This window comes from Timonella sp. A28, from assembly GCF_051200815.1.
In the GTDB taxonomy this organism is placed as follows: Bacteria; Actinomycetota; Actinomycetes; order Actinomycetales; family Cellulomonadaceae; genus Timonella.
Genome location: NZ_CP195159.1, coordinates 1,120,749 through 1,141,858, shown reverse-complemented (window position 1 = coordinate 1,141,858; position 21,110 = coordinate 1,120,749). Strand labels below are relative to the sequence as shown.

General features: G+C 51.6%; 16 protein-coding genes, 1 tRNA gene and 2 pseudogenes. 11 read left to right on the top strand and 8 right to left on the bottom strand.

All coding sequences use genetic code 11. The features are described 5' to 3' along the window. Window positions 1-13 precede the first annotated feature (13 nt). Both ACR9EC_RS05410 and ACR9EC_RS05405 read left to right on the top strand, forming a co-directional pair. A complete protein-coding gene (locus ACR9EC_RS05410) occupies window positions 14-1,063 on the top strand; it encodes a lipoate--protein ligase family protein (RefSeq protein ID WP_435300471.1) in 1,050 nt (349 codons plus the stop codon). A gap of 169 nt (window positions 1,064-1,232) precedes the next feature. Continuing rightward, the gene (locus ACR9EC_RS05405) at window positions 1,233-2,561 is read left to right on the top strand and encodes an MFS transporter (RefSeq protein ID WP_435300470.1); all 1,329 of its coding nucleotides are present in this window, start codon (window positions 1,233-1,235) and stop codon (window positions 2,559-2,561) included. A 59-nt stretch (window positions 2,562-2,620) separates the two neighbouring features. Here ACR9EC_RS05405 and ACR9EC_RS05400 read toward each other — a convergent pair whose 3' ends face one another. Further along, window positions 2,621-3,505 (bottom strand): hypothetical protein, encoded by an 885-nt coding sequence (locus ACR9EC_RS05400; protein ID WP_435300469.1) that lies wholly within the window; start codon window positions 3,503-3,505, stop codon window positions 2,621-2,623. Between the two features lie 122 nt (window positions 3,506-3,627). On the opposite strand from ACR9EC_RS05400, the gene ACR9EC_RS05395 reads away from it, so the two are divergent. Beyond that, entirely contained in the window at window positions 3,628-4,029 is a 402-nt protein-coding gene (locus ACR9EC_RS05395) for a YccF domain-containing protein (protein ID WP_435300468.1), read from the top strand. Here ACR9EC_RS05395 and ybaK read toward each other — a convergent pair. Next, complete coding sequence (gene ybaK, locus ACR9EC_RS05390; protein WP_435300467.1) at window positions 4,026-4,523, bottom strand: Cys-tRNA(Pro) deacylase; 498 nt, start codon at window positions 4,521-4,523, stop codon at window positions 4,026-4,028. The two genes, ACR9EC_RS05395 and ybaK, sit on opposite strands and share 4 nt — an antisense overlap. A 50-nt stretch (window positions 4,524-4,573) precedes the next feature. Here ybaK and ACR9EC_RS05385 point away from each other — a divergent pair, with 50 nt between their 5' ends. After that, window positions 4,574-5,182: a GNAT family N-acetyltransferase gene (locus ACR9EC_RS05385; RefSeq protein WP_435300466.1), complete on the top strand. Its 609-nt coding sequence runs from the start codon at window positions 4,574-4,576 to the stop codon at window positions 5,180-5,182. Here ACR9EC_RS05385 and ACR9EC_RS05380 read toward each other — a convergent pair. Further along, window positions 5,162-7,761, bottom strand: a pseudogene (locus ACR9EC_RS05380) (DEAD/DEAH box helicase). The gene ACR9EC_RS05385 and the pseudogene ACR9EC_RS05380 sit on opposite strands and share 21 nt — an antisense overlap. Before the next feature lie 117 nt (window positions 7,762-7,878). Between ACR9EC_RS05380 and ACR9EC_RS05375 the strand changes: the two are divergent. Beyond that, window positions 7,879-9,360, top strand: coding sequence for an alanine/glycine:cation symporter family protein (locus tag ACR9EC_RS05375; protein WP_435300465.1), 1,482 nt, complete (start codon window positions 7,879-7,881; stop codon window positions 9,358-9,360). 32 nt (window positions 9,361-9,392) lie between these two features. Here the strand turns inward: ACR9EC_RS05375 and ACR9EC_RS05370 are convergent, their stop codons facing one another. The 5 genes from ACR9EC_RS05370 to ACR9EC_RS05350 all read right to left on the bottom strand — a co-directional run bounded on the left by ACR9EC_RS05370 (window position 9,393) and on the right by ACR9EC_RS05350 (window position 15,407). Beyond that, window positions 9,393-10,862, bottom strand: coding sequence for a hypothetical protein (locus ACR9EC_RS05370; protein WP_435300464.1), 1,470 nt, complete (start codon window positions 10,860-10,862; stop codon window positions 9,393-9,395). After that, the gene (locus tag ACR9EC_RS05365; protein WP_435300463.1) at window positions 10,853-12,241 is read right to left on the bottom strand and encodes a hypothetical protein; all 1,389 of its coding nucleotides are present in this window, start codon (window positions 12,239-12,241) and stop codon (window positions 10,853-10,855) included. Before ACR9EC_RS05365 ends, ACR9EC_RS05370 begins: the two co-directional genes overlap by 10 nt. A 65-nt stretch (window positions 12,242-12,306) precedes the next feature. Continuing rightward, window positions 12,307-13,359 (bottom strand): hypothetical protein, encoded by a 1,053-nt coding sequence (locus tag ACR9EC_RS05360; protein WP_435300462.1) that lies wholly within the window; start codon window positions 13,357-13,359, stop codon window positions 12,307-12,309. Window positions 13,360-13,407: 48 nt separating this feature from the next. Next, window positions 13,408-14,301, bottom strand: coding sequence for a 3-methyladenine DNA glycosylase (locus tag ACR9EC_RS05355; RefSeq protein ID WP_435300461.1), 894 nt, complete (start codon window positions 14,299-14,301; stop codon window positions 13,408-13,410). A gap of 83 nt (window positions 14,302-14,384) precedes the next feature. Continuing rightward, window positions 14,385-15,407 carry an aldo/keto reductase gene (locus ACR9EC_RS05350; protein WP_435300460.1) on the bottom strand — a complete coding sequence of 341 codons (1,023 nt, stop codon included), beginning with the start codon at window positions 15,405-15,407 and terminating at the stop codon, window positions 14,385-14,387. A 135-nt stretch (window positions 15,408-15,542) separates the two neighbouring features. Between ACR9EC_RS05350 and ACR9EC_RS05345 the strand changes: the two genes are divergently transcribed. The 6 genes and pseudogenes from ACR9EC_RS05345 to ACR9EC_RS05320 all read left to right on the top strand — a co-directional run bounded on the left by ACR9EC_RS05345 (window position 15,543) and on the right by ACR9EC_RS05320 (window position 21,108). Then, window positions 15,543-16,445 (top strand): methyltransferase domain-containing protein, encoded by a 903-nt coding sequence (locus ACR9EC_RS05345; protein WP_435300459.1) that lies wholly within the window; start codon window positions 15,543-15,545, stop codon window positions 16,443-16,445. A gap of 129 nt (window positions 16,446-16,574) precedes the next feature. Next, window positions 16,575-17,367 (top strand): annotated as a pseudogene (locus ACR9EC_RS05340) (fumarylacetoacetate hydrolase family protein). 91 nt (window positions 17,368-17,458) lie between these two features. Continuing rightward, window positions 17,459-19,006, top strand: coding sequence for a glutamate--tRNA ligase (gene gltX / locus ACR9EC_RS05335; RefSeq protein ID WP_435300458.1), 1,548 nt, complete (start codon window positions 17,459-17,461; stop codon window positions 19,004-19,006). Further along, complete coding sequence (locus ACR9EC_RS05330; protein WP_435300457.1) at window positions 19,003-19,752, top strand: HAD family hydrolase; 750 nt, start codon at window positions 19,003-19,005, stop codon at window positions 19,750-19,752. The genes gltX and ACR9EC_RS05330 overlap by 4 nt, the downstream gene beginning before the upstream one ends. Before the next feature lie 177 nt (window positions 19,753-19,929). Beyond that, window positions 19,930-20,004, top strand: a tRNA-Gln gene (locus ACR9EC_RS05325). A 135-nt stretch (window positions 20,005-20,139) separates the two neighbouring features. After that, window positions 20,140-21,108, top strand: coding sequence for an endonuclease/exonuclease/phosphatase family protein (locus ACR9EC_RS05320; RefSeq protein ID WP_435300456.1), 969 nt, complete (start codon window positions 20,140-20,142; stop codon window positions 21,106-21,108). Window positions 21,109-21,110 lie beyond the last annotated feature (2 nt).

Genomic DNA, 21,110 nt, shown 5'->3' with positions numbered 1-21,110 from the left:
TAACCTTGATTAGGTGAGAGCAGAATATAAAGTTCCTGGCGGAAAACTCGTAGCAATAGACCTTGACGTTGTTGAAGACAAACTCGCGAATGTTGCAATCAGTGGTGACTTCTTTTTAGAACCTGACCACGCATTAGACATCCTCAACAAAGCAATTGATGGCCTCCCAGCCGAATCGAGTTTTGCCCAGATAAGCTCAGCCGTTGATGAGGCAATCACCGACGACATGACCCTGCTAGGGTTCGACTCACGTGCCCTAGCAACAGTCACTCGTCGTGCATTAGGTAAAGCAACAACGTGGGACGACCACACCTTCGACATCATCCACGACCAACCAGCACACCCGCCAATGCAGGTTGCCCTTGATCAAGCACAAACCGAATTTGTGGAATCAGGCGCTCGCGGCCCAGTGCTACGCATCTGGGAGTGGGCTTCTAACGCCGTCATTATTGGTTCGTTCCAGTCCTACCGCAACGAAGTCGACGAAGAAGCAGCCAACAAACATGACGTGACCGTAGTGCGACGCATATCGGGTGGCGGAGCTATGTTCGTAGAACCAGGCAACACCATCACCTACTCGCTGATCGTCCCACAATCACTCGTAGATGGCATGACCTTTGAAGAATCCTACAAATTCCTCGATCAGTGGGTCATTGACGCACTCGCCGAAATCGGCATTAAAGCAGTCTACAAACCACTGAACGATATCGCCTCAGAGCACGGAAAAATTGCTGGTGCAGCCCAAAAACGGCTCGCCGGTGGAACGGTTCTGCACCACGTCACCATGAGCTACGACATCGACGCCAACAAAATGCTTGACGTGCTACGCATCGGCCGCGAAAAACTATCAGACAAAGGCATTAAATCAGCGAAAAAACGGGTCGACCCATTACGTTCGCAAACCGGAATGACCCGCGAAGCAATCATTAAAGCCTTCCTCGAGCACTTCCGTAGCCGCTACAAAACAACAGAATCACACGTAAGCGAACACGAGCGTGCCCGAGCGGCGGAACTCGTCAACGAAAAGTTCGGCACCGAAGAATGGCTCAAACGCGTTCCATAAACACCACACATGCGTGTGTGCGCATTATGAGACAAATCCACACATGTGCGATGAAGTGATTTAGCCTATGAACGTCCCACGGGAGTCCGGCGAACCGGGCTGAGAGGAAGCTGACACGGCTTCGACCGTCACACCAGACCGGATCATGCCGGCACGGAAGAGAGAAGTTATGACTACTTCTATACCTACAACAGTGCTACCCGAAAACGGGAAAACCACCAACGAAAATCAAGAAAAATCCAAAAAAGCGGCCGTCAAATCAGCACTCGCCGCAAACTATGTGGATCAGTTCGACATCTTCGTTCCCGTCATCGCGTTAGCACCGGTAACAGCACAACTCTTTGGCGAAGATAACCTTGCCCAAACAGCAGGACTCGTCTTTGTCGCCACACTCATCGGACGGCCACTCGGCTCTCTCATCTTTGGGCCAGTGGCAGACAAGTATGGTCGCAAAACCATTGCAGTTGTCACACTCGCAGGGATCTCACTCACAACCTACGCAATAGCCCTTGTACCCGACCACACCAGTTGGGGTGCATGGACACTCTACTGGGTCATCATCATGCGGTTCCTTGGCGGACTATTCCTTGGTGGACAATACTCCGCAGCCATTCCGCTCGCAATGGAATGGACTCGCCCTCGCAACAGAGGATCGCTAAGCGGTGGAATCATGGCAATGTCACCGCTCGCCAACGTAACAATCGCGGCCCTCACACTCCTGCTACTCGCCACGCTAGGCATAGACACGTACGCAGCATGGGGATGGAGAATCCCATTCCTCATATCAGCCACACTCGCAGCAGTGATGATGTGCATCTACCTAGCCAAAGTAAAAGAATCCGACACAGCTCGACAACTTCACGCAACACCGCCCACAACAGGCATCAAAACCACTGCACTGAGCGAAGTCACCCTCGGCACACACCGAGGAACCTTCGCACGGATTTTCTTACTCATGACAGGGCTGTGGATCATCGCAAACATGACGATCCCAGTCGTAACACGACAACTCACCGCACTACAGCAATGGACCCCCACCCAAGTAACCCTGATCATGCTATACGGGACCGCAATCGCAGCAGTATCAATGTGGGCGTGCGGACACCTATCAACCTTCCTCGGACGACGAAAATTCTTCATCATTGCAGGCATCGTCATCACGCTCATTGCCCCACCTAGCTACCTGTTCATCTGGGAAGCCACAACACTAAGCGGAGTAATCATCTGGGTTGTCCTACTCCAAATCTTCACCGTGTCCGTATACGGGCCAATCGGGGCGTACCTCTCAGAGAAATTCCCCACACACGTCCGATCAACCGGATACGGTCTAGGTTACTCACTCTCCATCGTCATACCAGCGCTTTACCCCTACTACCTGCCCAGCCTGCAAAACCAGTTTGGGGAATACGGGGCAGTAGGGCTACTCCTCGCACTAAGCGGCATCCTCATTATGAGCGGTGCAGTCTTAGAACGACGCCAAGAAAGTTTGCTGGCATAAACCCCAACACATACAACGGGTGGGGCCTCATCAATAATGAGGCCCCACCCGTACACCAACTATTCAGCGATCATCTCTTCAATCGCTGAACGAGAATCTACAATCACCACAAAATCAACTCGCGTCCCAGCAAATTGATTCTCGCCTTGCTCAAGCTTCGCAAGAGTAAGCGGACCAGCCGCATCCTCATTGACTGCAACAGTAAGTTGAATGTCGTACCCCGAAGCACCATCAGGAACTACAGCTAACGTTTCTGCAGCATTGAGCGAACCTAACGTCCGCTCAACTAAATGCGACACATCAGCCTGAGTCTGCGCGTCTGCACCAGCCTCACCCAGCACCACAATATCGGCACGCAAAGCGCCATCAGTCTCATTCCACGTAAAGACAGCAGGAGACAAATCCTCACGCGGAGACACTGAAGCAGCTGAATCAGAAGCGGTGTTTGCCGCCTGAGCCTGCTGCTCAGCAGCTAACTTCATCGACTGCCAAATCGAAAGTTTCTTTCCGTCAGCATCATATTTAGGAAGTTCCGGCATGCCCGGCGTAGGCTTCTTCGCTTCTTCTTCCCGAGCCTTTTCCGCAGCTTCAACAGCCTGTGGGTCAGTTTTTACATCAATAGACATAGACTTACCCAAGCGTTCCCGCAGAATATCAAGCGTATGCAAAGACAGCGGACCCAAAACTGTGCCGCCCGTGTTCACCTCAACTTTGACCCTCGCCCCTGAAACACCTTCAGGAATGCAGTGGCCAAAATCGCCAGACTGAATCCCGCCGATAGTTGCAATCACTGCGTTAGATAAATCATCGGCAACGTGTGACTCATCTCGTCCAGAAGCATCAAACGGGATAGAGACAACTACAGAGGTATCCTCATCTGACCAATACTCAGTAACCCCAGCAGGGATAGCCGATACCGTCTGCTTACGTCGGAATAAACCCATGGGACGCAAAGCCCCTTTCTGAAAATGAAATCATGTGCGTGTGTGCAAGGAACACACCAATCGTAAGCCTTGCATGAAAGACTGAAAAACACACTGGTAGATCCACCACGTACAGTAGAAGAATGCGCACTTTACTGAACATTATTTGGCTTATCTTCGCAGGCATTGAACTAGCCATCGCCTACGCCATCGCCGGAATTATTTGTTGCCTACTCATTGTGACCATCCCTTTCGGAATTGCCTCCTTCAGGATGGCCAACTACGTACTGTGGCCCTTCGGACGAGCAGTAATAGATAAACCAACTGCTGGAGCATTCTCCACACTGGGAAACATCATTTGGGTTATCTTTGCAGGCTGGTGGTTAGCCCTCGGGCACATCATCACAGGCATCATGCTGTGCTTCACGATTATTGGCATACCCCTCGGAATCGCTAACTTCAAAATGATTCCGTTAGCGCTCCTTCCACTCGGAAAACAGATCGTTTCCACCCGCGGCAGCGAATTCGGATACAGGCCCGCTTAATCTCGCGCTATAGAAAACATCTGGCCGGCCGTAGCAGCACATAGATCCTGCGGGCCCAACCCAATATCTAACCCGCGACGGCCGCCAGAGACATACACCTTCTCAAACAACAAAGCAGACTCGTCTATAACAGTGCGATGCCGGTTTTTTTGGCCCAACGGTGAAATACCGCCGACAACATAGCCTGTAGCGCGTTGCGCAGCAGCAGGGTCAGCCATGGACACCTTTTTTACGCCAAGCACTGTTGCTAAAGCTTTAAGATCCAATTTCTTATCAACAGGCACAACAGCTACCGCAAGTTTTCCATCAGCAACAACCATCAACGTTTTAAACACTTGCTGCGCTGCAACCCCAATAGCCTGCGCCGCCTCAAGGCCATAACCAAGATCAGTGGAAGGATCATGCTCGTAAGGGTGAACAGTGTGGTCAATGCCAGCCTGCTCTAACGTGAGAATAGCCTGTGTGCCATGAGTGTGTTTACTCTTCTTAGCCATGCCAATATTTTAGTCGTCGTGCACCTGATCATTGGGATATAGTGCACAACATGGACTCGCTAGTAGCAGCCGAACAGACACAACTCCACTTTCCTGACTGCGTTCCGCAGCTCTCAGGAGAAGGAATCATGCTTCGCGCGCACACCCCCGAGGACCTCCCACGGATAGTAGAACAAAGCCAAGACGAAGCATCACAACGGTTCATCCCGTTGCCTCACCCCTACACGCTTCAACATGCGCAAGGCTTTTTAAACGACTACGTCGAACCCCAATGGAACGAAAACACACGACACGAATTCGCAATAGACGAAATACGCGACGGAACCCCACTCTTCGTCGGAAATGTGAGTGTGTGGCCCCACGGAAACGACCGTTACGAGATCGGCTACGTCCTACACCCCGAAGCGCGCGGACGCGGTGTAATGCCCCGAGCAGCACACAGAATCTTAGAGTGGGTATTCACCGAAAAGAACGCACGCGTCGTGCTATGGCGTGCAGACGCACACAACACAGCCTCCCGCAGAGTCGTCGAAAAACTTGGTTTCCACATCACCACGCCACTGCTCAACTGGATGCCGTACCGCGACACATACGTTGATCAAGTACAAGGAACACTCACCCGGACACAATTCCACGAGTTAGCGAAGCGGCCCAACTGACTCTATAGACAACGCAACCTCGCCACTCGCATCACTTTCATCCAAATCAACAAGCACCGTGATCGCCCAATCGTGATCGCCGCGAGGATCATCCAACACTTGTCGTACGCGCCACAACCTAGGATTGTCGTCAACAGATCGTGTTATCTGCAGTAATTTAGGGGAACGAGCGTCAGGACCAATACCGATAGCGTCGTCGCCATAATCCTCAAACATAGGGTCAATGGCGTCAGCCCAATCGTCGCCATTCCAGCCATCCTTGGCCGCAAGTCGATCAAACGCGTCATAATCTTCACGCGACAACAACTCAACACGATAAAACAACGCATTACGAAGCATCACCATGAACGCCCGCTCCTGTGCCGTAATCGGACGAGGAGCTTCCTCCGCAATAACCTCAGGCTCATTTTCGGGATCAAAATCTTCAGGATGAGCTAGACGCTCCCACTCGTCCAAAAGCGACGAGTCAACCGAACGCACGAGCTCACCAAGCCACTCCGTAATACCCTCAACGTCATCGCTGCGATGCTCAGTGGGGACAGTCTGACGCATAGTGCGGTATGCATCCGCAAGATACTTCAGGACAACACCCTCAGAACGCTCAAGCTGATAACGAGAAATAAACTCAGTAAACGTTTGAGCTTTTCTAAGAAATCTCGCACCACAGACTTAGGGCTCAACTCCATGCCAGAAACCCACGGATTTGTTTGCTTATACGTGTGGAAAGCAGGAATAAGAATATCTTCGAGAGGTTTCGGCCAACTGATGTCTTCCAACAACGCCATACGTTCGTCGTATTCGATGCCTTCAGCCTTCATCTCAGCAACAGCAACCGCCTTGGCTGCCCGCTCCTGACCAAAAAGCACCTGACGTGGATCATCCAACGTCGACTCAATAATCGACAAAATATCCAACCCATGAGTGGGGGAGTCAGCCGCAATCAAATCCATTGCAGCAACAGCAAACGGAGACAACGGCTGGTTCAACGCGAAATTGTCTGGAACATCCACAGTCAGTTGCACGCGGTAAGACGACCGGCCACCAACCACACCCGTGGGAACCTTTACTTTCTCAACGATTCCAGACTGACGCATAGACCGGTAAATCCGGAAAGCCTGACGAACATGCGCACGCTTCTTTGCTTCAGGATCATGGTTAGCTGTGAGGAGATGGCGCATAGAAGCAACAGGATCAACAGCCCGACCCTCACTATCTTTACGCGCAAGAACATTCAAAATCATGGCGTGAGTGACAGCGAACTGACTGTTCAATGGCTCAGGAGGCGCCTCAATAAGACGTTCATATGTGGACTCAGTCCAGTTCACATGCCCAGAAGGGGCTTTCTTACGAACAATCTTCTTCAGTTTCTTTGGATCATCACCTGCTTTTTCAAGCATTTTACGGTTTTCGATCACATGATCCGGCGCCATCACAAGCACTTCACCAACAGTGTCGTATCCTGCACGACCTGCACGTCCAGCAATCTGATGAAATTCGCGGGCAGTCAGATGCCGCATACGTTCACCATCAAACTTCACCAAAGACGTCAGCAGCACTGTACGAATCGGCACGTTAATACCAACACCAAGCGTGTCAGTACCACACACAACCTTCAGCAGACCCTTTTGCGTAAGACGCTCAACAACACGGCGATACTTAGGCAACATGCCCGCATGATGCACACCAATACCCGCACGCAAAAACTTAGAAAGCAACTTACCGAAACCAGAACCAAACCTAAACTCACCAAGTTCAGCAGCGATCGCTTCTTTGTCTTGCTTGGACGCAATCTTCGTTGAAAGCAACGCCTGCGCGCGATCAACCGCATCCTTTTGCGTAAAGTGAACGACGTACACGGGCGCGCGGTGCGTACTTACTAGCTCTTCGATGAGTTCACCTAAAGGCTCCACCACATACGAGAAATGCAGGGGAACCGGGCGTTCCACACCTGCAACTTCTACAACATCACGGCCGGTACGTTCCTTTAACTCTTTACGGAAGAACGACGTATCCCCAAGAGTTGCAGACAAAAGTAAGAACTGTACGTGCGGAAGCTCAAGTAAAGGAACCTGCCAAGCCCAACCACGTTGTGGGTCGGCATAGTAGTGGAACTCATCCATAACAACTTGATCAACGCCCGGATCAAACGCATCCACGCCGCCTCGTCGCAAAGCCTGATTTGCGAGGATTTCCGCAGTGCAACAAATAATAGGGGCATCAGGGTTAACCGCAGAATCACCGGTCATCATGCCAACATTCTCTGACCCAAACACAGAAACAAGATCAAAAAACTTTTCTGAAACCAACGCTTTTAACGGAGCTGTATAAAAACTACGCTGCCCACGAGCAAGGGCAATAAAGTGCGCAGCCATAGCCACAAGCGACTTCCCTGAACCTGTAGGCGTAGCCAAAATCACATGATTTTCAGAAAGCAACTCGATGATTGCTTCTTCCTGCGCTGGATACAGGGACAACCCGCGATCAGCAGCAAACTGAACAAACGAACCAAGGACCTGATCAGGGCTTGCGTCGTCGGTAAGGCGGGAAAGAGCAAGGGCAAGAGGCGCTGAAGTAGACATCCCCTCCATTGTCTCAGGTCTTCACAAACACACACACCGTTTAAACCGAAACTCGTGAAAGCAACTAGTATTCGTACAAGTCAAAAAGAGCACAGGAGCGAAGTACAAGGAGCACATATGAAGATTGAGGCGGTGCGTATTGTGGCCGACAGCCAACCCGTCCTAGCCACTATCAGCGACTTCTTGTACACCTACATGCTGATATATGTGCTTGTTGGAGTTGGCTTGTACTTTTCGATTCGTACATGCCTCGTGCAACTACGGCACTTTCCTGACATGTGGCGCACCATGCTCTCGAAGGACGACGAAGGCCACGGGATATCGTCATTTCAAGCATTTGCCACCGGAATGGCCTCACGTGTAGGAACCGGAAACATTGTCGGTGTCGCCCTAGCGCTCACATTAGGTGGCCCAGGCGCTATTTTTTGGATGTGGGTAGTCGCCTTTGTGGGTATGGCAACCGGTTTTGTGGAAGCAACCCTCGCTCAAATATTCAAAGTAAAAATGCCGGACGGAACGTACCGCGGCGGTCCAGCCTATTACATCCGAACCGGACTGAAATCACCGGTATGGGCTTCAATTTTTGCAGTACTTTTGATCTTTGCTTATGGCTTCGCATTCAACATGGTGCAAGCCAACACAATCGCTGACACCCTGCACGCCAACCACACCGTGCCACAATGGGTAACCGCACTTGCACTTGTCGCCCTGTCAGCGCCTTTATTGCTCAAAGGCGTTCGACGCATCGCAGCTTTTGCAGGGAAAGTAATGCCGTTTGTTGCGGGCTTCTATGTAGCAGTCGCGCTCTTCATCATCTTGTTAAATCTAAACAGTGTCCCCGGCATATTCGCCAATATCTTCCAAGGAGCTTTTGGGCTCAACGAAGCTCTCGTCGGCTCAGGTGCTGGAATTCTTGCAGCGTTACTCAACGGAACAAAACGTGGACTGTTCTCTAACGAAGCGGGGATGGGGTCTGCTCCAAACATGGCGGCAACGGCCAGCGTCTCACACCCAGTAAAACAAGGCCTCATCCAGTCCTTAGGTGTCTTCTTTGACACCATGATCGTGTGCACGGCAACAGCGTTCATGATCATGGCATCAGGCGTGTATGGCGTAGACAGTATCGGGTCAGCGCAAGGCGCAGAACTCACCAACGACGCGATTGTTGGAAGTTTGGGTGGCTGGTCTGTCTGGTTAACATCCTTCATCATCTTTGCGTTCGCTTTCACAACCCTTTTCGGGAACTACAGTTACGCCGAATCAAACCTCAACTATTTAGGTGTTGCCGGACGTAAACTCTCATACTTTAGAGTCGCCGTACTTGCTAGCTTTGCGGTTGGAGCACTACTCAGCCTAGAAACAGTATGGACACTCGCAGATATTGCGATGGCCTTCATGGCAACCACCAACCTCGTCGCGATTGTCGCCTTAAGTAAATGGTTCTTCGGTGCTTTAAAAGACTGGGAAGACAAAAAGAAACACGGGAACACAGCGCAACGGTTTGTTGGACACGGAAACCCATTCTTGCCAGGAGACGTTCCCGGCTACGTGTGGGCTATAGACGCTCAGGACCGTGCCGCCTACGACGCAAAGCCGTAGGAGTTGCGTCGTGGGACCTAACCGATGCGGGTCTAAAACTTTGTGATCATTCCCGGTGGAGCCTCACCGGAGTTATAGCTAGTAGCACTCACCGGTGAACGTGGTGCCAACGTAAACACATTGTCCTGTTCAGCTTGAGCGAGTAAAGATCGAGCGATTTTACCGCTGTTAACTTTCCAAAAACGGGGAACACCCATCACAAGCAGCACACCACCTAAAACATTGATCAGCCACGAAGGCAGAGCCTCAAGGAAACCAACGTTGAATGGTAGAAGATGAAACTTGTCGAGGAAGAGCAGAGCGCCCAAGCCCGTAAGAAGTAACGCTTCAAGAATGTAAAAGAAGCGGGTGGTGCGGAATCGATTCCACACACTCGCTTGCTTTTCCTGCCCTTTAAAGTGCGAACTGAGCAAAACCTTTACAGAATCAACGACCGCTCCGCCTACAGAAGAAGAATGTTCTTTCACATAGGTGATAGCCAAAGGCGACCCATTTACACCGACGCGTGCTGGCCCCCCGGTCGCGTTAAACCAGCGGACACTACTGGCAAGGCTAGGAGGCAGCGCTGCAGCTTGTATCGCATTGTCAAAGAATTGGTCAGCGGGAGCAGCAAGAAGTTCCTGCGAACGCTGGGCGACAGAAACTGCAGTTTTCCAACAGTGCTCAGTTTGAAGCGATACAAAATCTTCTTCTGGAACCTCGTCAAAACCGATTTTATTAAAATCGTATTCGTTAAGCCAACAGTCCTTAAAGACGAGACGCTGACCTATCACGAGTTCCTGCTGGATAGTATGTGCGTCCGAGCCTACGGGAACGTCAACGACTGCTTGTCCCGCAGGAACATGGTGAAGAGCCATGAGAGCATCAGCACCAGGCTGCTCATAAATAATGAGTGATTTGCGTTCACCTGCAGTAATGAGGCACAAACGGGTTCTTTGGGCATCACGTGATTCCCACAGAACAGAACCAACCTGCCCAACACTGGGGTAACTCAGCGCATAAGAATCTTTTAACGAATACCAGCCACCATCACTGATAAGGGCTTCTAAGGAACTGGCGGGGGTTGTATCCGGCATGATTTGTAGGCTGGTTCCAGCCCACGGGGAAGAATCTCCAGCGTCATACGCCAACAAATTATCCGTGGATTCATATGTTTCGCATTCTCTGTCTGAAATTTCAGATAAATGTGAAGCTAAATCATCGATGTCCATGTCAGCGTCGACGGCTGCTTGTCCGGCCTCTGACGCGATGACAACGTTCTCTGACTCTGGATGTATTGCAACACATATGAGCGCTTGATAGTCGATTCCTAAATCTTTTCCTTTATGCACCGCAGCAAGAATCTTTTTTGTGTGCAAAAAATTAATGATTTCGGACAACCCTAAAGTAGAGCTATACCTAGCAGAGTAAGCACTGTCTTCTAGTTCATCAGGAAGATCAACAGTGATATATGCAAAATGAACATTATGTTTTGCGAGTCTACGATCTAAAGTTAATTCCATGTGGATTCCTTAGTTGAATGCGAAGAGCGCAATGCGGAAATGAGTTTATTGCTGTTTTCTAACTCTTGAAAGAATGCAGATAGCATGGAACGTCTACATAGAATATTTAGATAGCAGCCAGTGAAATAAAAAAATATAAAACCGAGTGTAAGAGGAAAAGCTATGTTGATATCTAGTGTGTCACGAATACTAGGCACGACCATAGATAAGAGAGCAGAAACGCCCAAAATTCCACAAAAAACAGTCATAAGAGAAGCAGTGCGTACAGTGCGTTTCATTAGAGATGATGTAGAAACATAATTATTTTTTTGTATGTACTTTTTATTTATTTCTACACTCAAAAAGATTGCTTCAGGTGCTAGCAGTGAGCGGGTATTACGCAGTAACGCGTGATCGAATACTGCATAGCCGTATTCACGTGGACTTTTCTGCTGAGTAACGGACTGCTCCTGAAAATCTTGTAACGCTGCGATAACCGCTGGCGAAAAATGCAGAACCTGAGCAACACGTTCAAAAAAAGTTACACTCTCGCCAGAGACAAGATCACTAGCAGCCGCAGTAAGTTGAGAATATGCACGCCCACTAGGCGAACCAGACTTTAAACTCTTTTGTTGACGGCGCGTAAGGTCTTCGTCATCAATTATGACTTTAGGTAGCTCAATGAGGAGCTGCTCCACATCCCGTGCGGTAGACCCAAGCGGGGGAGAGCACACTGCATCAAATGATGGCCCGCAATGAAGCGTGACGAGCGGTGGAGCATTCTTTACTGCAGAAAAATGAACAGTACGGACGTCCCCATCAACCACAAACGTAGTTAACGGTAGTGTTTTCTCGTCAAAAACCAAAAGGTGCCCACCAGGGAGCGCCGACTTCTCAGATAACAAGAGTCCGTGGTTCTCGACACGCATATAACCGTAAACATCGGTATTAGAAAAAACGATGTTACTGACACTATGCAGCCCCGGAGAAGACATGACAGTTAAAGAACGGCAGGGAGCATCCTCGCCTAGACCTTCATAGAACTGGAAACTTCCATCAGCGCCAACAATAACCGTTCCATCAGCAATAACCGTGGTGTCCAGTCCATACGCTAGCCCGCGCAGAAACTCTTCAATATGTTGACCGCGGCCCACTGTATCGGCTTGTGAGGCAACAGCAAGATAGTCGTCTTCGAAAGCCGCGCAGTTAACAACGACTTGCGCAGTGCTGCCAAACCGTTCGCCTAATCCAACGCTCGCTAACACCTTACGCGCCGCGAAAAAAGCAGAGACCTCATCGAGGGTCGGGCCCTCCCCACATTCGCGAGGAAGAACTTCGATGCCCACAAGAGATAAACCGTGCTGCTGCAATGCCACATCGGAGTCAGGAAAAACACGCATGACACATACTTTACTGTTGGGAGTACTGACCGGTAAGCATACAGGCGAGAACTAGACACCAACATTTATTTTTGGAAAATACGCCCCAACCAGCCATGCACAGACGAACCCTGCTTACCCGCGTCCGCAGGCGGCTCGACAACAACCGGCACATCGTCGGAAAGCCAGTCACCTTCAACACACGAAACAAGAGCTTGCGGCAAAGACAACGCCCCAAACGCCCGATCAAAAAATAGGCCGCGCTCATCCCACACACTCAATTGCCCAAAAATATCTAATAACTCGTGCGGGAACCCCCTCCGACTAAGCGAAACCTGCCCAGCAACAACACGCGCTGGCTCCAACGACACAACAACATCATGTGCAGGAGACCCAGAAACACATTCAACAGCCAAAAAACGAGGCAAACACGCAACCACAAAATCAACAGGCTTCCGACGACTACCCGCACTCACCTGCACGCAACGCACATCACCGGCACGCGAAGCAAGAACAACACGATCACGTGCCACCTGACGCAACCCCACAGGTAACTCTGCAACCCCCTCAGGCAATTCAACAACCGACAAGCCAGCCACAGACCACACCCGAACAGGACGTGAAGTATCAGCAGCAACAGCCTCAGCAACACTCAGACCATCACGCTCACTAGCGTAAGCACACGCCCGCGAGCGCAACCGGACAGGGGACACCCGCCACTCATCAGGGAAACCTACAACTTGGTCGATGCTTTGTCTGCGAGGATCCAACTCCACAAATTCGGGTTCGTGCCCACCGTTTGGGTTGTATGACACATACTCGTCTGCAATAAGGGGCGCTGAGAGACGACGAGAAAGCTCCACACAGATATCGCCAGCAAAACCACCTTCACTCACAGCGCCGTCAGGAGTGGACACGAAAACGGCAGCGTCGTCGTTGTCGGGTACGACAGCAATTTTTGCGATGACCGCAGTATCAAGCCCAAAGGTCGCACCTGCTGCGGCCACCCCAACAAGATTCAATTCAGTGAACGCGTGCAGCACGTCGTCGACTGTAGGGGCGGTGCCGTCTTCGCGGCTAAAGAATTCCATATACATGACATCAGCCGTGACGGGCGACTGCTCTGAACTCTTCACCATGGTGAGCACCTGACTTGTGAATCTATGCGGACGAAAACTGTAGTGAGTTTAGCGAAGAACTGAATCGCACACGTCGATGAGGCGTTGGCGTAACGGCTGGGAGCGTTCCGCGAATTCGCCTTGTCGTCGTGAATATTCGGTTTTACCTTCCGGTGTTTCAATGCGTACGGGCGGTAGCCCGAACTTGGACACGTCATAGGGGGAGGCCTGCATGTCTAAGTAGCGGATGTCGCGGGCCAGTTCAAAACAGTCGAGGAGTAGATCCCCTGGAGCTGCTGGCGTTAATTTCCACGCCCACTTATATAAATCCATGTTGGCGTGCAAACATCCTGGCTGCTCTAGCAGGGGTTGGGTGTCTCGTGTTGGCTGCATGCGGTTGAACGGGCGCGCTGCAGGTGTGAAGAAGCGGAACGCATCGAAGTGCGTGCACCTGATTTTGTTGACTTCAACGACACGGTCGGTTTCTTTACTGCCTAAACGCAGTGGTAGCGCGTGACGAGTCTCGTCTTGCTGGTACACCATCGCCCACTCGTGCAGTCCAAAACAGCCAAGGTTCGCGGGACGTGAAGCTGTGCCTGACAAAAGCGCGCGAATGTATTTCACGGCAGGTCCGCGGTCTCGGTTATATGCTTCGATGTCCAACATGACACCGTCTTGAACACGAGTAAACCAGCGTGCCTGCTGGCGTTTTGTTAATTCTGCGCCAACATCAGGATCGGAGTGTTCTGGAAGGAGTAAAACCCCAACCCCCGCAGCCCAATGCCGTAAGCGGGCAGGACGAATCGGATAGTACGAAAACAAGAAATCTTCGATTTCGTGGGCGCGCTGCGCATCGTGTGCTTCACGCCACCGGGCCGTCAACGTGTCTGCACGCACCTTATGTTCAAACGCTAAAGACCGCCACGTTGATGCAGCCAGTTCGGTGGTAACAGAAACACTCACACACTTAGGCTACGTTCGGTAACTCAACCAACCCAAACCTTTGCGTTGTGATTCTTAACTAGCGTTCGCACTCGTTTGCGGCGTTAGAAGAGCGCGATGCGTGCTGGAGGCGGAAAAATAGAGTCGATCACTGCACGATCATCAACGCTTAGTGGGTGAATCGCTTGAGCGTTCTGGTTTATTTGAGCGATCGACGTTGCACCCGCAATCACCGATGACACAACGGGTTGTGCCGCAAGCCACGAAAAAGCGACTTCAAGTAGGGTCATGTTGCGCTCGCGGGCGAAGTCTTCTAGTTGTGCGAGTGCGTCCCATGGAGCGGTTTCTAATAGTTCGGGTTTGCTGTGGGTGACGCGGCCGTCTGCTGGCGCATTGTTTTTGGAGTATTTTCCGGTGAGTAGCCCGTTGGCGAGTGGGAAGTAGGGGAGGACACCTAACCCGAATTCTTGTGCGGCAGGAACGATTTCTAGTTCGGCGCGACGATCAAGCAGGTTGTAGTGGTTTTGGCTGGATATGAATCGTGCCGTGCCGAGTTCGCGTGCTACATATTCTGCTTGCGCTACTTGCCATCCGCTGCGATTGGAGTGTCCGATGTATCGGACTTTCCCTTGAGTGATGAGGTCGTCTAACGCGGAGAGGGTTTCGTCGATAGGTGTGTGCAGGTCAGGGGTGTGGTGTTGGTAGAGGTCGATGTAGTCGGTGTTGAGGCGGCGTAGTGAGCCTTCTACGCAGCGCATAATGTAGGCGCGTGATCCGCGGGCTCCGAAGTCTGGCCCTGAAATGCCTGCGTTGTTCATCCCAAATTTTGTTGCAACGATGACGTTTTCTCGCTGGGAGCCTAACGCTTTGCCGAGGAACTCTTCTGAAACTCCGGGGGTTTTTCCGTAATTGTCTGCGACATCGAACAGGGTGATACCTGCGTCGATTGCTGCTCGTACAACCGTTGTGCTGACTTTTAACGATTCGGTTGCGGTGTGAGTTCGCCCAAGGTTGTTACAGCCAAGCCCGATTGCAGAGACGGTGAGCCCGGAGTGTCCAAGGCGCCGTAACTCTGGTGCATTGTCTCGGGAAGCAGCAGTGAGCGGGTGATGTGTTGGAGAACTCATACAGTGCACTTTACTGGTTCTTTCTGCGTAGTTCCTTGAAAAACACTGCTTGAAGCGTGGTCTTCCTCGAAACATGCGTGACCGTAATGTGAGAAGGGTGGTTCATTATGTGGCAAAGGTATTTAACGTCGAAGTATGAATGACTTTGCAGCAAAGGACCTACACCGCACATCGGCAACCCATAACGATGTACGTGTTGCGCCTCGAACCGCACACAGTGAACAGGCTTTGGAATCAGAGTCGTACACTCACGGACACCACGAATCAGTGTTGCGCTCGCACCGGTGGAGGACGGTCTCGAACTCTGCTGCATATCTTGCACCGCAATTACACAGCGGACAGACCGTACTCGATATTGGGTGCGGTCCTGGAACCCTCACCGTTGATCTTGCCCGCCATGTCGCGCCGGGGCAGGTTATTGGCGTTGACGCGGCAGACGAAGTTTTAGACGACGCACGTGCGCATGCCGCTGAAGAGAACGTAACCAACGTCGACTTCCAGCACGCAAACGCATACAAGTTGCCTTTCGCTGACAATTCTTTTGATGTTGTTCACGCCCATCAGGTCCTTCAGCACTTGTCTGATCCTGTTGCAGCCATCCAAGAGATGCGCCGCGTTGTGAAAGACGGCGGAATCATTGCTGTTCGAGAAGCAGACTACGGATCCATGACGTGGTATCCGCCTAACCCTGGACTCGACGAATGGAATGCGCTCTACCACGAGGTAACGAGCGCTTACGGGTACGAGGCTGATGCTGGACGTCGTCTACTGTCGTGGTTCCACAGCGCAGGAATTGACCAAAACAGTATTTACCCGTCGGCTGGAATCTGGTGTTATGCAACACCAGAAACCCGCACCTGGTGGGGCGGGCTGTGGGCAGAACGATGCGTCGCCTCAAACTTCGCCCACCAAGCCAAAGAAGCTCAACTCGCCGATGATGTTGCCTTAGAAGAACTCGCCCACGAGTGGCAAAACTGGGCTGAAGAACCAGACGGCTGGTTCATCGTGCCCAACGGCGAAGTCATCGTGAAAGCGTAATCTCACCGTTTTCTAGGTAGGGCACACCAGTTTCCGGTGCGTCCTACCTATGTAGTCAGCCACGATTGTGGTGTGAAGCTCGCTTCATTCGCCCCCGCCGCTCGCATGAAACCAACTAGACTATGTGGTGTGCGAATAGCGAGATTTACAACCGGCGACGAACCCCGGTACGGATTCATTCAGTCAGATAACGGCAAAGACTACATTGCTGTCCTGAGCGGCGACCCACTCTACACACCGATTGCTCCCACTGGAGAGAGACTTGAACTCGGTGATGGAGTGCGCCTCCTATCGCCAGTAATTCCACGTTCTAAAGTGGTTGGTGTGGGGCGTAACTATGCCGACCACGTGAAAGAAATGGGCAACGAAACACCCACATCGCCGCTGCTGTTCTTCAAACCAAACACGGCAGTAATCGGCCCAGACGACCCCATCGTCCTGCCTGACTTCTCTGAAGAAGTTTCTTACGAAGCAGAACTTGCCATCGTCATTGGCCGACTCACCCGCAACGTCAGCCCAGAAAACGCACACCGTCACATTCTTGGCTACACAGTCGCAAACGATGTCACCGCGCGAGATGCACAACGCACCGACGGACAGTGGGCGCGCGCTAAAGGGTTCGACTCGTCTTGCCCGCTTGGGCCGTGGATTGAAACAGACTTCAAACCAGAAGACGCTGTCATCCAATCCACAGTCAACGGCGAACTCAAACAAGACGGCAACACCGCCGACATGATCTTTGACCCAGCGTTTTTGGTGTCATACATTTCAGAAGCTTTTCACGCTGCTGCCTGGAGACGTCATCTTGACGGGAACCCCCGCAGGAGTGGGAGTGCTCAGCCACCAGGACCGCGTGGACTGCACCATTGAAGGTATTGGCACTCTATCCAACCCGGTACTGCGTCGCTCCTGGGACGACTAGTCCACACGTGCGCGTAAGCGCTTAGAAGTAACATAAGAATTCGTACACGCACCACAAGCGTGTACACCACACTCACTACCAAAGGTGCGCCTTGACTACCTCAACGTCCACGCCCGCACAGACAACCGGCTCTGAAGTGCGCGTACGCTTTTGCCCGTCACCAACTGGAACTCCTCACGTAGGTTTGATCCGCACCGCCCTTTTCAACTGGGCGTATGCGCGTCACACCGGCGGAAAACTCATTTTCCGTATCGAGGACACAGACGCAGAACGTGACTCGGAAGAAAGCTACCAGCAGCTCATCGAAGCACTCACGTGGCTTGGATTGGACTGGGACGAAGGCATCGAAGTTGGTGGACCTCACGGACCATACCGTCAGTCACAACGCGCAGACATCTACCAAGACGTCATCAAAAAACTTGTTGACGGCGGATACGTGTATGAGTCATTCTCCACCCCAGAAGAAATCGAAGCTCGTAACGTTGCCGCTGGACGCTCAAAGGCCATGGGATACGACGGCTATGACCGCACCCTCACAGACGAGCAAAAAGCTGCTTTCCGTGCTGAAGGTCGCGAACCTGTTTTGCGTATGCGCATGCCCGACGAAGACGTGTCATTCTTTGACGTAGTACGCGGCGAAGACGTCACCTTCAAAGTTGGAACAGTGCCAGATTATGTGGTTGTTCGTGCAAACGGTCAGCCACTGTACACACTGGTTAACCCAGTAGATGACGCACTGATGGAAGTTACCCACGTGCTTCGCGGCGAGGACTTGCTGTCCTCCACCCCACGCCAGGTTGTGCTGTACCAGGCCTTGCTGGAATTAGGTATCGCCCAGGTCATGCCACAGTTCGGCCACCTCCCATACGTGATGGGAGAGGGCAACAAGAAACTGTCCAAACGAGACCCAGAATCAAACCTTTTCCACCACCGCGAGCGCGGTTTCACACGCGAAGGTTTGCTCAACTATCTTGCTCTGTTGGGTTGGTCTATCGCTCCAGACAACGACATTTTCTCTATGGAGGAAATGGTTGCCGCTTTTGACGTCAAAGATGTGCTGTCTAACCCTGCACGTTTCGACTTGAAAAAAGCTGAAGCCATCAACTCGACACACATGCGTATGCTCGACATCGCTGACTTCACGCAGCGTATGGTTCCTTACCTGCATGAAGCGCACCTTGTCACAGCGTCGTCGTTTGAGCAGCTCACTGAACGTGAGCAGGATATCCTCACGCAGGCGGCACCACTCGTCCAAGAGCGTATGACGTTGCTTGGTGAGGCTAAGGGAATGCTTGGGTTCTTGTTTGTTTCTGACGCAGACATTGCGGCGAACTATGACGAAGAGTCTTTAACTCAGGTCAACAAAATCGAGCAGCGTGTAGAGATCCTTAACCGTTCCATTGAACTTATTGAAGGTCTTGACTCGCTTGCTCACCCACACGACGTTCAGCAGGCATTGCGTGCAGTGCTCGTTGACGACATGGGTGTAAAACCTCGTCTGGCATTCACACCGTTGCGTGTTGCAGTAACTGGCCGCCGCGTGTCGCCACCGTTGTTTGAATCTATGGAAATCTTAGGTAAGGAATCGTCACTGCAACGTTTGAAAGCGTTCCGTGACTTCCTTGGAGCAGCCCAGTGACTTTAAGCAACACCATCAAAGGCGTCCTGTTCGATATCGACGACACCCTCGTCGATACGCGGGGCGCCTTTGCCCATTGTGTGACAGTGCTTGTGGATACTTTCATGCCACACCTACCACCCGAACGCCACCACGAGGTTCTCGCCATGTGGCGCACGGACCCTAACGGACACTATCGGGCGTATACGCGTGGTGAGAAAACTGCACGAGAGCAGCGCATGGCTCGCGCCAACGAAGTGCATGAAGCTTTTGGCGGTCAGATACTGAACGATGCAGGCTTTGACGAGTGGGATGCCGTATTCCAGAATGCGTTCCGTACCGGCTGGCAGCCTTTTGCTGAGTCGCGCACTGTGGTCGATGAATTGCGTGCGCAGGGCATCCTTGTTGGCGCTTTATCGAACGCGCCGCGGGCAATGCAAACAGAAAAACTTGCTATATGCGGGCTTGATGATGTGGATCTGCTGGTCACTTTAGACACGTTTGGGGTGGGCAAACCAGACCCGCGGGTATTCCTTGAAGCTGTCAGGCTCTTAGGATTATCACCAGAGCATGTCGCATATGTTGGCGACGAACTCGACTTTGATGCTCGAGGCGCTGTCCACGCAGGGTTAGGGCAGGGGATTTGGGTGGATCGCGCTGGAACACGCCGCGGCGGGCCGCACGACGAGTCACACGACCATGCGGCGGATACTTCCATCACTGTTGTGAAGTCTTTGGCGGACCTGTTGAAGCGCAGCGGGAACTGATAACGCATCGAGTGCTGAACGAAACCGGCAGAAGAGTAACGCGTAACACGTCTGTAGAATTTGGTTTCCGACGAGTACCTCGGGTAATGTTTTCGTTGTTGGAAGTCCGGCATGCCGGGCTAGACCTGACGAGCTCATCGTTAAATCGTTGAAATCAAGCCAAAAGGTCGAATCCAGTGGGGTATGGTGTAATTGGCAACACAACGGTTTCTGGTACCGTCATTCTAGGTTCGAGTCCTGGTACCCCAGCCATACATATGAAAAGTTCCTCTCATGCGAGAGGAACTTTTTTATTTTGACTAAACCCGATTGTGCTGATGCTAATATTTGCCGTTAATGGATGCAAAAACGAATGTAAGTAGTCAATCAAGACTATTTCGTCTTCAGGTGTGGTTAAGCGTTCCCGTATTTATTGTTGGCTGCGTTGCCAGTGCGTTGTTCGTCCTTCCATGGTTTTCTGCACATACTGATATTGCTCGTTTGCCTGTTATTGCAGGAATCGTAGCGTGGCGTGCCGTGTGTACGTGGGGTTTAGTGTTGTGTACGGTACTGCTCACAACATCACTGATTTTCCGACAGTTTCGCAGGTTTGCTCGGTCTCTATTAATTCCTGTTGCGAGTGCCGCCAGCATCATGGTGGTAACACTTATGCACGGGGCAGAACCTCAACAAGGGTCCGAAAACAATGTAACGTCATCTTTGACTGTCATGTCGTGGAATACCAACGGCTCCCTTGTGGACGCACAAACTATCGCAGCAGAAACGCTAAGGCATCATCCTGATGTTCTAGTGTTGCCGTCAATAAACTCAGATGTTGTGCAGCTGCTGGCTGCAGCGTTACAACCAGCAGGGTATGTGATGGCTCGACCTCAAGATTCCTTGACTGCAATATTTACTACAGAGCAGCACACAATGTTGCCTAGCGGTAGGCACGCTACATATTCAAAGAGTGCAGCAACTATTCAATTGAGTAATGGAATGCCTCGAGTTGTCGCAGTGCATTTACCTATCCCATTGTTGTCGGATGGAAACGCTGAGTGGAATCGCGCGGTTACAGCTCTCGGTGAGTTATGCGAGTCTGATGGGCCAACGATCATTGTTGGTGATGTGAACTCTACTGTCGATAATTTTGCTGGAACAGGCCTTGCGCAATGCGAAAACGCGGGTGCGGTAATGGGGAAGCAATATGAGGGGACGTGGCCTACGAGCCTGCCCGCAACTTTGGGAATTCCAATTGATCATGTTTTTGTGCATGGAGGGGGCTGGAAAATAACTGACTTCACAGTTTTATCTAGTCAGGATGAAAGTGGGGCGAGGCATCGTCCGGTCCTAGCAACGCTTGGTGTAAGTGAATAAGG